The sequence below is a fragment of the Herbaspirillum sp. 1173 genome (assembly GCF_031455335.1).
Classification (GTDB): domain Bacteria; phylum Pseudomonadota; class Gammaproteobacteria; order Burkholderiales; family Burkholderiaceae_D; genus Herbaspirillum; species Herbaspirillum huttiense.
This window is the reverse complement of sequence record NZ_JAVDSP010000010.1, coordinates 18,706-32,522: the sequence shown is the minus strand read 5'-3', so window position 1 is coordinate 32,522 and position 13,817 is coordinate 18,706. Positions and strand designations below refer to the sequence as shown.

Sequence of the window (13,817 nt, the reverse complement as noted above, 5' to 3'; positions counted from 1 at the left end):
TACGGATAACGCAGTGTAATCCATCTTTGACAAGCTTCTGTCCCGAGGTTGCACACGCGGCTTCAGGTCTTGATTTCAGCAAGTGCATTATCATATGCAGCTTCCCGCTCGTCCTCCCGGATCACCGCGATCCGCAAGCCCATGCCTGAATTACCAGAAGTCGAAGTCACCCGCCGCGGGGTCGCGCCCCATTTGGAAGGGCGCACCGTCAGCGGCGTCGTGCTGCGTCATACCGGCCTGCGCTGGCCTTTCCCCGAGGGCTTGCATGCGCTCCTGGCCGGGCGCGTGATCCGCAGCACCGGGCGACGCGGCAAATATCTGCTGATCCATTTCGACCATGGCACGCTCATCGTGCACCTGGGCATGTCCGGCCACCTGCGCATCCTGCCGCCGGGCATCACGCCACAGAAGCACGACCACTTCGACCTCGAAGTCGGCGGCCAGGTCATGCGCATGACCGACCCGCGCCGCTTCGGTGCCATCCTGTGGCATGACCTCAGCGACGGCGACATCGAAGAGCACCTGCTGTTGCGCAGCCTGGGGCTGGAGCCGCTGGAAGACAAGTTCAGCGCGCGCGAGCTGTTCAACCAGACGCGCGGCCGCAGCGCGCCCATCAAGCAAGTGCTGCTGGCGGGCGACATCGTGGTCGGGGTCGGCAACATCTATGCGTCGGAAAGCCTGTTCAAGGCCCGCATCAATCCCAAGACTCCGGCGTACAAGATCAGTCTGGCGCGCTATGAGCGCCTGGCCGAAGCCATCCGCGAAACGCTGGCCGCCGCCATCGAGCAGGGTGGCAGCACGCTGCGCGACTTCATTGCAGTCAACGGTCAGTCGGGTTACTTCCAGCAGAATTATTTCGTCTACAACCGTACCGGCGAGCCCTGCCGCATCTGCGCGGCGCCGATCCGCCAGATCAAGCAGGGCCAGCGCTCCACCTTCTACTGCGTGAGTTGCCAGAAATGAAGGGACTTGTCGAATCGCGCCGCAAGAAGGCGTCCACCGCCGAGAACGCGGGCGCACAGTATGAAGATCCCTCCTTTTCGGCGGAGGTCATCGCCTGGCAGAAGCAGCATGGCCGTCACAAGCTGCCTTGGCAGAACACGCGCGATGCCTATCGCGTGTGGCTCTCCGAGATCATGCTGCAGCAGACGCAGGTTGCTGCCGTGATTCCGTATTACCAGCGCTTCCTGGAGCGCTGTCCGGATGTCTTCGCGCTGGCCGCCGCCCCCTCTGAGGACGTGATGGCGCTGTGGAGCGGCCTGGGTTACTACACGCGCGCGCGCAACCTGCACAAGTGTGCGCAGCGGGTGGTGGCTGAATACGGTGGCCGCTTCCCGGATGATCCGGCGCTGCTGGCCGACCTGCCCGGCATCGGGCGCTCGACTGCAGCCGCCATCGCCGCCTTTTCCTATGGACGCCGCGCGGCCATCCTCGACGGCAACGTCAAGCGCGTCTTTGCGCGCGTGTTCGGCGTGGATGGCTATCCCGGTGCCAAGCCGGTCGAAGACCAGCTGTGGCTGCGTGCGGTGGCCCTGCTGCCGGAAGAGGATATCGAGTCCTACACCCAGGGCCTGATGGACCTGGGCGCGACGCTGTGCGTGCGCGGCAAGCCGGCGTGCACGCGCTGTCCGCTGGCCGGACGCTGCGTGGCGCTGGCCGAGGATCGCGTGGCCGAACTGCCGGTGAGCAAACCGAAGAAAGCCGTGCCGGAAAAGGAAACGGTGATGCTGGTCATCACCCAGGGCGAGGATGTGCTGCTGGAGCAGCGCCCCGACAGCGGCATCTGGGGCGGCCTGCTGTCCCTGCCGGAAATCGGCGTCGGCAATGCCGAACACTTCGACACGGCCGTGCGCACCCTGGTGGCGTCCTATGGCGAACTGGATGGCTGCCGCAAGCTGCAGCCGTTCTCGCACGTCTTCACGCACTTCAAGCTGCATGTTGCACCGTTCCAGGTGGCCCTGAAGAGCCGCAGCCATCGCATCGCCGAGGGCGGGCTGGTGTGGTATCCGGCGCGCAAGCTGGCCGATGCGCCCTTGCCGGCACCGGTCAAGAAACTCTTGCTGGGGGTCTTGCGGGCGGACGATCTGCTGGCCACCGCCTGAACAGTTCACCTGACAGTTGCGGGTCTCACACCTGACACTTCAAGTCCCCGCACCTGACACTTCGGAAGCGCGCACCTGTCAGTTCAGCTGGCGATGCCTGCACACCACCTGTTCAGTGGCGCGGAAATGGCTGGCCAGTTGCTCAGCCAGATAGACTGAACGATGCTGGCCACCGGTGCAGCCGATGGCCACGGTGAGATAGCTGCGGTTGTCGTTCTTGAAGGAGGGCAGCCACTTTTCGACGAAGCCGCGGATGTCGTTGTACATCTCGGCCACTTCCGGATAGGCCACCAGAAACTCGATCACCGGTGCATCGCGTCCGGTCAGCGGGCGCAGTTCGGCGTCATAGTGCGGATTGGGCAGCATGCGCACGTCGAACACCAGGTCGGCATCCAGCGGCAGGCCGTGCTTGAAGCCGAAGGATTCGATGAGCAGGGTCAGCGGCGAGCGTTCCAGATCCACCAGGTCCTTGATCCAGCGGCGCAGCTTGTTGGAGCTGAGCTGCGAGGTATCCATGACCAGGCCGATGTCCTGCAGGTCGCCCAGCATCTCCTTTTCCAGCGCGATGCACTCGGTCAGGGTCAGGCGGTCCGATGAGGTCGGGCGGCCCGGCAGCAGGCGGTGCGACAGCGGATGGCTGCGGCGCGTCTCGGAGAAGCGGGTGATGAGGGTTTCGTCGGAGGCGGTCAGGAAGAACACCTTGACGTCATGGCCATCGGCGCGCAACTGCTCGATGTCGGTGCGCAGCGTGGCCAGTGAATCGGCACTGCGGGCATCGGTGGCCACGGCCAGCATGCTTGCACCTTCCTTGATGCGGGTCTGCACCAGGTCGCACAGCAGGGAGGGCGGGAGATTGTCGACGCAGAAATAGCCGGCGTCTTCCAGCACGTGAAGTGCTACCGATTTGCCGGAGCCGGAAATGCCGGTGATCAGAACGATTCGCATGGCGGAATCATAACGCATCACCCGCACCTGCGTGGCGGCACGGGTAGGCCAATGCGCCACCGAAAGTTTTCCCGACGAGCAGGAAAATTGCGTCCGGCTTGTCCGGCTTATTCGCCGTTCATGGCGCGCCGCTGGCGTTCGATGAATTCCTTGAGGGTATCGATGCCGCGCAGTTGCAGGATGGTGTTGCGCACGGCGGCTTCCAGCAGCACCGCGATGTTGCGGCCGGCCGCCACGGGAATGACCACCTTGCGGATCGGCAGGCCCAGCACTTCTTCATATTGCGCATCCAGCGGCAGGCGTTCGTAGTTTTCTTCCAGCGTGCTGCGGCGGACCAGGTGGACGATGAGCTTCAGGCGCATCTTGCGGCGCACGGCGGTCTCGCCAAAGATGGCCTTGATGTCCAGCAGACCCAGGCCGCGCACTTCCAGCAGGTTGGCCAACAGCGGCGGGCAGCGGCCCTCGATCATGTTGGGCGCGATGCGTGCGAACTCCACCGCATCATCGGCCACCAGGCCGTGGCTGCGCGAGATCAGTTCAAGACCCAGTTCGCTCTTGCCCAGTCCCGATTCACCGGTGATCAACACGCCCACGCCCAGCACGTCCATGAACACGCCGTGCATGGTGATCTGCTGCGCCAGTTTCTTGGAGAGATACACGCGCAGATAATCGATCACCTGCGCGGCCGGCAACGGCGTGGAAAACAGCGGGATGTTCTTTTCATCGCACACCGCCAGGATATCGGGCGGGGTCGACAGGCCCTGCGCGATGATGAAGGCGGGCGGCTCGCCGGCCACCAGCTCGGCGGTCTGGTAGGCGCGCGAGGTGTTGGAGAGGCGGTTGTAGTACTCGATTTCCTGATGGCCGAAGACCTGCAGGCGGCCAGGGTGGATCAGGTTCAGGTGGCCGACCTGGTCGGAGGCCGAGACGGCATCGCCCGAGATCAGGCGCTCGCCGCCGGGGAAGCCGGCGAACCAGCCCAGTTGCAGGGATTCACGGTTTTCTTCGTACAGCTGCTGAATCGACAACGCGGAATAATTGGGCATGGAGATCCGGATCTGCTCACAGGATAGGGTGCGGAATTGCCGCCGGCTTGGTGCAGCCTGATTGTGCCGGCCTCAGCCGGCTTTTTCCATCGAGGTCTGCCAGGTCACGATGCGGGCATGCACCACGGCAGGGTCGGACTCGACGGTGAGTTCATTGCGGAAGGCATCATCGGAAAACATCTCGGCGATTTCCGAGAGGATTTCCAGATGCTGCTGCGTCACGTTGTCGGGAATGAGCAGGAACACCAGCAGCTTGACCGGCTGGCCGTCAGGCGACTCAAAGGGAATCGGTGCGGCCAGGCGCATGAACAGCGCCAGCGGCGCCTTCAAGCCCTTGATGCGGCCGTGCGGCACGGCCACGCCATGCCCCAGTCCGGTCGAACCCAGACGCTCTCGTGCGAACAGGTTTTCGGAAACGGTGGAGCGCGCGATGCCGCTGTTGTTTTCGAAGGTCAGGCCGGCTTGTTCGAAAGCTCTTTTTTTGCTGGACACTTCCAGATCCAGAACCACGTTTTCTGGAGACAGGATTTTTGCGAGATTAGTCATGACGCTCAAGGAATTGCTACGGACTGAAGCTTTGAGCAGGATTATAGGCTTCTTTGCCGATGCCGGAAGGCTTTGAAAGCGCTGAACAGGAGGGGATTTCGGGCAGAAAACCCCGAATTGCCACGAGTTGCATACGAAAGATCGATGATCGTTGGCAACAAGTTGCCGCAAGGGATATCACGCCGTGATGGTTGGCGATGATGTGTGACGATGTGTGGAAAAAAAGCGCGGCAGGAAAGGGCGGCTCATCTGTTGCCCGGTCGCATCGGCCGGGACGAATGCCGCAAAGCAGACCCGCCGGCATGCACCGGCGGGCTGAAGTGCATTACATCTCGATGCGGCCGAAGATCAGCAGCACGTCGCCATTGTTCTTGTTGGCCGACAGGCGCGGCACGTAGGCGAACATGATCTTGGCCTTCTGCGTACCGATGGAGGCCAGCGGCAGCGGCACCGGGAAGGGGATGCTGTGGAAGTAATCCTGACGGCTCATCAGCATGGCGGTGCCGCCCAGGCCCAGTTCCAGCCCGGTCTTGGCGATCGGGAATACCCATTCATAGGCATAGCCGGCCATGTACTGCGGATGGCGGTGCGAATCCTTGATCACGAAGCCGTACAGGGATTCATCATTGCCCTGCTCGTTGCGCAGGGTCTTGCCGTAACCGGCACCCCAGGCATGCTCGTTGAGTTCATTGAGCTTGTCGCGGCTGTAGGTGCTACGGCCGTGGTGCGCCACGCCGGACAGGTAGATGGCGTCATCGCCCTGGTTCCAGATCCTGGAGGCGTGGTCCTTGGTTTGTTGCCAGAGGCTGTACTGGTTGTCTTCGGCGTGGACGGCGGGGGCCAGGGCCAAGGTGGCGGCAGAGACGAGGGCGGCTTTGCGCAACATCGCGCCAAAAGTGAAGGTTTCGGCCTGGCACCGGAGCTGGGTGGTGGTTTTCATGGTTGTTATTGAAGGGAAAAGCAAAAAAACGCGACGGCAAGTGGGTAAGCGAGGGGATGTGCAGGCGGCCCGGTGACCGCGAAACAGGCAAAAGGCGAGTCGCCGGCCAGCTCATCCACAGCTTGTGTGGACTGCCATCGTGGCAAAAATATCCCGCTAGGTGGATCTTGCTGAAGCGCAAGATGTTACCAAATCATGGCGGCCATGGCTGTCCCCACGGGACAACGACACCGCTGGGTGCAAGATTTTGTAACAATTTGCTGACACTCCGTGGCGTTGGCACCACGGAGAACAGCCTGCAGGGATGAATCGTCGACGCTTACTGGCGCGCGTTGCGCAGTTGCGAAGGCGGCTTGCCGCTGGAGAAATTGCTGCGCCAGGGATTGATGTCCAGTCCGCCGCGCCGGGTGTAGCGGGCATAGACCGCCAGCTTCTGCGGTTTGCAGTGGCGCAGGATGTCAGTGAAGATGCGTTCCACGCATTGCTCGTGGAATTCATTGTGTTCGCGGAAGCCGATGATGTACTTCAGCAGCCGCTCCTGGTCGATGGGCGCGCCCACGTACTGGATCTGCACGCTGCCCCAGTCGGGCTGGCTGGTCACCGGGCAGTTGGACTTGAGCAGGTGCGACACCAGGGTTTCTTCCACCGTGGCTTCGTCGGTATTGGCGCGCAGCAGGCTGCCATCGGGATGGGCCGCGCCGGTGGCCGGTTCGATTTCCACATCGAGCCGGTCCAGCAGCAGGCCCGAGAGTTCACCGAACTGCATCTGCCCGAACTGCGAGGATTCGGTCAGCGTCACCTGCACACTGGCACCGGCGGCGGCCGAGAGGTCGGTGCGCATCTTGTCGATCAACTGGTCGGCGCTTTCCAGACGCTCCTGGTTGAAGGAGTTCAGATACAGCTTGAAGGACTTCGACTCGATGATGTTGGGCGAATCGGCCGGCACCATGAAGGTGGCGATGGCGATCTGGGGTTTGCCGCGCAGGTTCAGCCAGGAGATTTCATAAGCCGTCCACAGGTCCACGCCGAAGAAGGGCAGGGTGCCGCTGATCTGCAATTCGGCGCGCTTGGGCGCGCGCGGAATCGGGAACAGCAGGCTGGGATCGTAATGGGTCGGATATTCCGAACTCTTGCCCAGGGGTGAACTTTCCGGCGAATGGCCGACGGTGGATGCGGACGGGTTGGTGTGGTCCATGTGAATACTCCTGCGGTGCTGCGGGTGACGTTCTGTGATGTTGCCGCCGCGCGCAGTTGAAATGGCGCGCGGCGTCGGCCTTGATCAGCCGAGGAAGAGCTTGTACAGCGGGTTCTTGGTTTCGTCCCAGTGGCGATAGCCCAGCTGGGCCAGGAAGGCGCGGAATTCCTTCATTTCCTTCTTTGGCACCTGCAGGCCGATCAGGATGCGGCCGACATCGCCGCCCTGGTTGCGGTAGTGGAACAGGCTGATGTTCCAGCCCGGATTCATGCTGGAAAGGAACTTCATCAGCGCGCCCGGACGCTCCGGGAATTCAAAGCGATACAGCAGTTCATCGCCTGCCAGGTCACTCTTGCCGCCCACCAGGTGACGGATGTGGACCTTGGCCAGTTCATCATGGGTCAGGTCCAGCACGCCAAAGCCTGCCTTCTCGAAATTGCGCGCGATCTTGCCTGCTTCATCCGCTGCCGATACCTGGATACCGACGAACACATGTGCCGCCTTGGCATCGCTGATGCGGTAGTTGAATTCGGTGACGTTGCGCGGGCCCACGGTTTCGCAGAAGCGGCGGAAGCTGCCGCGTTCTTCGGGAATGGTGACGGCGAAGACCGCTTCACGGGCCTCGCCGTTGTCCGCCATTTCGGCCACGAAGCGCAGGCGGTCGAAGTTCATGTTGGCACCGCAGGCGATGGTGACGAGGGATTCGCCCTTGATCGGCTTCTTGCTGGCCTTGGCACGTTCCACATAGGCCTTGGCACCGGCCACGGCCAGTGCGCCGGCGGGTTCGACGATGCTGCGGGTATCCTGGAAGATGTCCTTGATGGCGGTGCAGACGGCATCGGTGTCGACGATGATGATTTCATCGACCAGTTCCTTGGCGATGCGGAAGGTTTCTTCACCTACCAGCTTGACCGCCGTGCCGTCCGAGAACAGGCCCACGTCCGGCAGCGCCACGCGGCGGCCGGCTTTGAGGCTGCGTGCCATGGCGTCGGAGTCGGTGGTCTGTACGCCAATGATCTTGATGTCCGGGCGCACTGCCTTGACGTAGGAGGCCACGCCCGCGATCAGCCCGCCACCCCCGATGGCTACGAAGATGGCGTGGATCGGCTCCGGGTGCTGGCGCAGGATTTCCATCCCCACCGTGCCTTGGCCGGCGATCACGTAGGGATCGTCGAAGGGGTGGACGAAGGTCAGCTTCTGCTTCTTTTCCAGCGTCAAGGCATGTTCGTAGGCATCGGTGAAGGAGTCGCCGAAGAGCACCACTTCACCGCCGCGCGCCTTGACGGCATCGATCTTCACCTGCGGGGTGGTGGTGGGCATGACGATCACGGCGCGGCAGCCCAGGCGTGCTGCGGAGAGCGCCACGCCCTGGGCGTGGTTGCCGGCCGAGGCGCAGATGACGCCGCGCTTCAGTTGCGCCGGCGTCAGGTGGGCCATCTTGTTGTAGGCGCCGCGCAGCTTGAAGCTGAACACGCTCTGCATGTCTTCACGCTTGAAGTAAATTCGATTATCAATCCTTTGCGACAGCGTATTCGCCAGTTCCAGCGGGGTTTCTTGGGCGACGTCGTAGACGCGGGCGGTCAGGATCTTTTTCAGATAATCGTTACTCATGTTGGTCATCAATGAAGTGAAGTCAGGCGAGCAGCAGCGGGTTCAGGCGCGGTCATATCGCATTCAGGGTAAAAGGAATCAAGGCTGGGTAAGCCGCTGGGGATTTCCTCCTGGGCCGGGCCGGCAGGTCACCGGTCCGGGCCAGGGGAACTGGACATTATAAGGGAGCCGGCCAAGGCGACGGCAAGCTTGGCGTGTCTGATCCCGGAGATGAATCTTTCTTCACTTCTTGAATTCAGGCCCGGCGGCACCAGCTAGAATGCACGCTGCGCCACCACACCGGCTTGACGGGTGGCAAGTTTTCCTCCTGGCTGCGGCCAGCCGATTCCACCTACCTGCCTCCTGCATGATCGAATCCGCCGTCCTCTGGCTGCTCAATATCCTCGCCATTCCTACCGTCGGCCTGACCTCGGTGTTCCTGATCAGCTTCATTTCGGCCACCCTGCTGCCGCTGGGTTCTGAACCGGCGGTGTTTGCCGTCATCAAGGCCAGTCCGGAGATGTTCTGGCCGGTGATCCTGGTGGCCACCTTCGGCAACACCCTGGGCGGTATCGTCGACTATTGGATGGGCTATGGGGCCAAGCAGGCCTTTGCCAAGGAGCGCTCCTCGCGCTGGTTCCACTGGCTGGAGCGTTTCGGTGCCAAGACCATGCTGCTGGCCTGGCTGCCCGGCATCGGCGATCCCATCTGCACCCTGGCCGGCTGGCTGCGGCTGCCGTTCTGGCCTTCGGTGTTCTATATGGCCATCGGCAAGTTCATCCGCTACGTGCTCATGACCTGGCTGCTGCTGAACGTGCCGGATGGCTTCTGGCACAAGCTGGGCAGCTGGCTGGCGTAAATTCCTGAAAAGATGAAGCAAAACGGCGCCGCAAGGGCGCCGTGGCAGGGTTTCCGGGAGGCAGGTGAATCATCCTGCCAAAGTCGGCACCAGATTCTCGATCAGGCGGATTGCCAGGAAGGTCGCCGTCACACCCAGCACGGCCAGGTGGCGGGTCTTGAGCTTCATGGTCAGGCCGGTGTCTTCATTGAGGATGGCGGTATGCATGGTGATCTCCTTGTAGCGTCGTCGCGGCCCGCTCAGGCCTTGCATTGCGCATAGTCGGCCAGGGTAATGGCCAGGTTTTCCAGGAATTCGGTCATCAGGGTTTGCAACATGGGGCCTCCTTGGCGGGATGGGTCAGGGCATGTCCCTGATGGCTGAGTGGTTGAGATGAATTATAGATTTTGGCAATCGATTTTTAGAAATTGATTGTTATTATGAATCCAATTGGTAGAGGCTATTGCCGCGCTGCTCGCTGCAAACGTCGCCGATCCGCCGCACAAGGTCTCTCAAAGCTCATGCAAGCGCGCCCAAAACCCGGGTCGGGCCATCGCGAGTTTTGCCAATAGGCTAAAATGCACCTCCGGCAGCAGATTTACCTCATACATCAATGAACGCCCCCGCACAGATCCAGGCTTTGCTTACAGACGCGCCGCATGGCGCAGCGACACCGCGCTTGCGCGAAATCCCTTACAACTACACTTCCTTCTCCGATCGCGAGATCGTGATCCGGTTGTTGGGCGAAGCCTCCTGGTCCCTGCTGGACGAGCTGCGCGGCAAGCGCCAGACCGGCCGTTCGGCGCGCATGCTGTATGAAGTGCTGGGCGATATCTGGGTGGTCCGCCGCAATCCCTATCTGCAGGACGACCTGCTGGACAACCCCAAGCGCCGCGCCGCCCTGATCGAGGCGCTGAACCATCGCCTGAGCGAAGTCGACAAGCGCCGCCTGGCCACCGACCTGGCCGAATCCGGCGACGCCGAGGCCCAGCGCCGCAGCGCCAGCGTGGAAGCCTTGCTGAAGGCGGCCCGCAAGGCCATCGGCGATTTCGCCGAAGAATTCCGCCAGACCTATGACCTGCGCAAGCGCGCCACCAAGGTACTGGGCCGCTATACCGCCAAGGACAACATCAAGTTCGATGGCCTCTCGCGCGTCTCCCACGTGACCGACGCCACCGACTGGCGCGTCGAGTACCCGTTCGTGGTGCTGACCCCGGACAGCGAAGACGAGATGGCCGGCCTGGTCAAGGCCTGTATCGAACTGGGCCTGACCATCATCCCGCGCGGCGGCGGCACCGGCTACACCGGCGGTGCGATTCCGCTGACGCCCATGTCGGCCGTCATCAATACCGAAAAACTGGAACAGCTGGGCGCGGTCGAGATGGAAATCCTGCCCGGCCTGGACAAGCCCTACGCCACCATCTACTCGGGGGCCGGCGTGGTCACCAAGCGCGTCTCGGATGCGGCTGAGAAGGCCGGCTTCGTCTTCGCGGTGGACCCGACCTCGGCTGAAGCCTCCTGCATCGGCGGCAACGTCGCCATGAACGCCGGCGGCAAGAAGGCCGTGCTGTGGGGCACCGCGCTGGACAACCTGGCCAGCTGGCGCATGGTGGATCCGCAGGGTGACTGGCTGGAAGTGACCCGCCTGGACCACAACCTGGGCAAGATCCACGACGTCGAAGTGGCACGCTTCAAGCTGGAGTGGTCGCATCCCGGCGAAAAGGGCCAGAAGACCGAAGTCTTCAAGACCGAGATCCTGGAAATCTCCGGCAAGAAATTCCGCAAGGAAGGCCTGGGCAAGGACGTCACCGACAAGTTCCTCTCGGGCCTGCCCGGCGTGCAGAAGGAGGGCTGTGACGGCCTGATCACTTCGGCCCGCTGGATCCTGCACAAGATGCCCAAGCAGACCCGCACGGTCTGCCTGGAATTCTTCGGCCAGGCGCGCGATGCGATTCCCTCGATCGTCGAAATCAAGGATTACCTCGACGCCGAAACCAAAAAGGGCGGCGCCATCCTGGCCGGCCTGGAACACCTGGACGAGCGCTACCTGCGCGCGGTCGGCTATGCCACCAAGTCCAAGCGCGGCGTGCTGCCCAAGATGGTGCTGATCGGCGACATCGTCGGTGACGACGAGAATGCCGTGGCCGCTGCCGCGTCGGAAGTCATCCGCATGGCCAACAACCGCGTGGGTGAAGGCTTCGTGGCCGTGAGCCCGGAAGCGCGCAAGAAATTCTGGCTGGACCGTTCGCGCACGGCGGCCATCGCCAAGCACACCAATGCCTTCAAGATCAATGAAGACGTGGTGATCCCGCTGAACCGCATGGGCGAATACACCGACGGCATCGAGCGCATCAACATCGAGCTGTCGATCAAGAACAAACTGCAACTGCTGGCCGAACTGGACAGCTTCTTCGTCAAGGGCAACCTGCCGCTGGGCAAGAGCGACGACGCCGAGGGTGACGACATCCCCGCCGCCGAAATGCTGGAAGACCGCGTCCACCAGGCCGAGAGCCTGCTGGAACAGACCCACGCACGCTGGTCCTACCTGCTGGCCAACCTGGACAAGCCGCTGGATGAAGCCAAGGGCGAACTGGCCGCACTGGGCCTGGAAAAGATGCTGCCGGTGTTTGAGCAGCGCCTGATCGACCAGCCCGAAGCCGCCGTCTTCCACGTGGTGCAGGACCGCACCGTGCGCATCTCCTGGAAGCAGGAAGTGCGGGCGCAACTGCGCCAGATATTCTCGGGCGCGGCCTTCAAGCTGATCCTGGAAGAATGCCAGGCCATCCACAAGCGCGTGCTGCGCGGCCGCGTCTTCGTGGCCCTGCACATGCACGCGGGTGATGGCAACGTGCACACCAACATCCCGGTCAATTCCGACCACTACGAAATGCTGCAGGATGCCCACGTCGCCGTGGCCCGCATCATGAAGCTGGCCCGTTCGCTCAATGGCGTGATCTCGGGCGAACACGGCATCGGCATCACCAAGCTGGAATTCCTGACCGAAGACGAGATCGGCGAATTCCGCGAATACAAGAAGCGCGTGGACCCGGAAGGCCGCTTCAACAAGGGCAAGCTCCTGAACCTGCCCGGCATGGAAGCGGACCTGTCCAACGCTTACACGCCGTCGTTCGGTTTGATGGGCCACGAGTCGCTGATCATGCAGCAGAGCGACATCGGTGCCATTGCCAGCAGCGTCAAGGACTGCCTGCGCTGCGGCAAGTGCAAGCCGGTCTGCTCGACCCACGTGCCGCGCGCCAACCTGCTGTACTCGCCGCGCAACAAGATCCTGGCGACCTCGCTGCTGGTGGAAGCCTTCCTCTATGAAGAGCAGACCCGTCGCGGCGTCTCCATCAAGCATTGGGAAGAGTTCGAGGACGTGGCCGACCACTGCACGGTGTGCCACAAGTGCGTCACGCCTTGCCCGGTCGATATCGACTTCGGCGATGTCTCGATGAACATGCGCAACCTGCTGCGCAAGATGGGCAAGAAGTCCTTCAATGCCGGCACCAATGCGGCCATGTTCTTCCTCAATGCCACCGACCCGGCCACCATCAACGCCACCCGCAAGGTGATGACGCAGTGGGGCTTCAAGGCGCAGCGCCTGGGCAACGACCTGATGAAGAAGTTTGCCAAGAAGCAGACCCAGAAACCGCCCGCCACCGTCGGCAAGCCGCCGGTCAAGGAGCAGGTGATCCACTTCATCAACAAGAAGATGCCGGGCAACCTGCCCAAGAAGACCGCACGCGCGCTGCTGGATATCGAGGACGACAAGATCGTCCCCATCATCCGCAACCCCAAGACCACTACGGCCGATACGGAAGCGGTGTTCTATTTCCCGGGCTGCGGATCGGAGCGCCTGTTCTCGCAGGTCGGCCTGGCCACGCAAGCGATGCTGTGGAACGTGGGCGTGCAGACGGTGCTGCCGCCGGGCTACCTGTGCTGCGGTTATCCGCAACGTGGTACCGGCGACTTCGAAAAGGGCGAGAAGATCATCACCGACAACCGCGTGCTGTTCCATCGCATGGCCAATACGCTGAACTACCTCGACATCAAGACCGTCGTGGTGTCCTGCGGTACCTGCTACGACCAGCTGCAGGGGTATGAATTCGAGAAGATCTTCCCCGGCTGCCGCATCATCGACATCCACGAATACCTGCTGGAGAAGGGCGTCAAGCTCGAAGGCGTGACCGGTACCCGCTACATGTACCACGACCCCTGCCACAGCCCGATGAAGCAGCAGGATCCATTGAAGACCGTCAACTCGCTCATCACCACGGTGGACGCGCAGAAGATCGAAAAGAACGATCGCTGCTGCGGCGAGTCGGGCACCTTCGGTGTGTCGCGTCCGGATGTCTCGACCCAGGTCCGCTTCCGCAAGGAAGAGGAAATGAAGAAGGGCAGCGACAAGGTCCGCGCCGATGGCTTTACCGGCGACGTCAAGATCCTGACCTCCTGCCCGTCCTGCTTCCAGGGCCTGTCGCGCTACAACGAGGATGCCGGCACCACCGCCGACTACATCGTGGTGGAAATGGCGCGTCACCTGCTGGGCGAAAACTGGATGCCGGAATACGTCGAGCGCGCCAACAATGGCGGCATCGAACGTATCCTGGTGTAA

The 13,817-nt window shown here is 62.2% G+C and carries 11 protein-coding genes; 4 read left to right on the top strand and 7 right to left on the bottom strand.

All coding sequences use genetic code 11. From position 1 onward, the window contains the following. The first annotated feature begins 141 nt into the window (after positions 1-141). Both mutM and mutY read left to right on the top strand, forming a co-directional pair. Entirely contained in the window at positions 142-963 is an 822-nt protein-coding gene (gene mutM / locus J2X56_RS23295; protein ID WP_209584681.1) for a bifunctional DNA-formamidopyrimidine glycosylase/DNA-(apurinic or apyrimidinic site) lyase, read from the top strand. Next, on the top strand, positions 960-2,102 hold the full coding sequence (mutY, locus tag J2X56_RS23290; protein WP_310163082.1) for an A/G-specific adenine glycosylase: 1,143 nt from the start codon (positions 960-962) through the stop codon (positions 2,100-2,102). Before mutM ends, mutY begins: the two co-directional genes overlap by 4 nt. Before the next feature lie 78 nt (positions 2,103-2,180). Here the strand turns inward: mutY and rapZ are convergent, their stop codons facing one another. The 6 genes from rapZ to ilvA form a co-directional block, all read right to left on the bottom strand. Beyond that, positions 2,181-3,047, bottom strand: a complete 867-nt coding sequence (gene rapZ / locus J2X56_RS23285; protein ID WP_034330860.1) for an RNase adapter RapZ — start codon at positions 3,045-3,047, stop codon at positions 2,181-2,183. Positions 3,048-3,154: 107 nt separating this feature from the next. Further along, positions 3,155-4,093 carry an HPr(Ser) kinase/phosphatase gene (gene hprK, locus J2X56_RS23280; RefSeq protein WP_034330851.1) on the bottom strand — a complete coding sequence of 313 codons (939 nt, stop codon included), beginning with the start codon at positions 4,091-4,093 and terminating at the stop codon, positions 3,155-3,157. A gap of 72 nt (positions 4,094-4,165) precedes the next feature. Then, the gene (locus J2X56_RS23275; protein WP_034330862.1) at positions 4,166-4,639 is read right to left on the bottom strand and encodes a PTS sugar transporter subunit IIA; all 474 of its coding nucleotides are present in this window, start codon (positions 4,637-4,639) and stop codon (positions 4,166-4,168) included. A gap of 325 nt (positions 4,640-4,964) precedes the next feature. Beyond that, entirely contained in the window at positions 4,965-5,579 is a 615-nt protein-coding gene (locus J2X56_RS23270) for a hypothetical protein (protein ID WP_121045832.1), read from the bottom strand. Positions 5,580-5,898: 319 nt separating this feature from the next. Beyond that, positions 5,899-6,774 (bottom strand): NADPH-dependent 7-cyano-7-deazaguanine reductase QueF, encoded by an 876-nt coding sequence (queF, locus tag J2X56_RS23265; protein WP_134134391.1) that lies wholly within the window; start codon positions 6,772-6,774, stop codon positions 5,899-5,901. 84 nt (positions 6,775-6,858) lie between these two features. Further along, positions 6,859-8,394, bottom strand: coding sequence for a threonine ammonia-lyase, biosynthetic (gene ilvA, locus J2X56_RS23260; protein WP_310163069.1), 1,536 nt, complete (start codon positions 8,392-8,394; stop codon positions 6,859-6,861). Positions 8,395-8,731: 337 nt separating this feature from the next. On the opposite strand from ilvA, the gene J2X56_RS23255 reads away from it, so the two are divergent. Next, the gene (locus tag J2X56_RS23255) at positions 8,732-9,223 is read left to right on the top strand and encodes a YqaA family protein (protein WP_121045834.1); all 492 of its coding nucleotides are present in this window, start codon (positions 8,732-8,734) and stop codon (positions 9,221-9,223) included. Between the two features lie 69 nt (positions 9,224-9,292). On the opposite strand, the gene J2X56_RS23250 is transcribed toward J2X56_RS23255, so the two are convergent. Further along, complete coding sequence (locus tag J2X56_RS23250) at positions 9,293-9,430, bottom strand: hypothetical protein (RefSeq protein WP_166675521.1); 138 nt, start codon at positions 9,428-9,430, stop codon at positions 9,293-9,295. A 385-nt stretch (positions 9,431-9,815) separates the two neighbouring features. On the opposite strand from J2X56_RS23250, the gene J2X56_RS23245 reads away from it, so the two are divergent. Continuing rightward, entirely contained in the window at positions 9,816-13,817 is a 4,002-nt protein-coding gene (locus J2X56_RS23245; RefSeq protein ID WP_121045836.1) for an FAD/FMN-binding oxidoreductase, read from the top strand.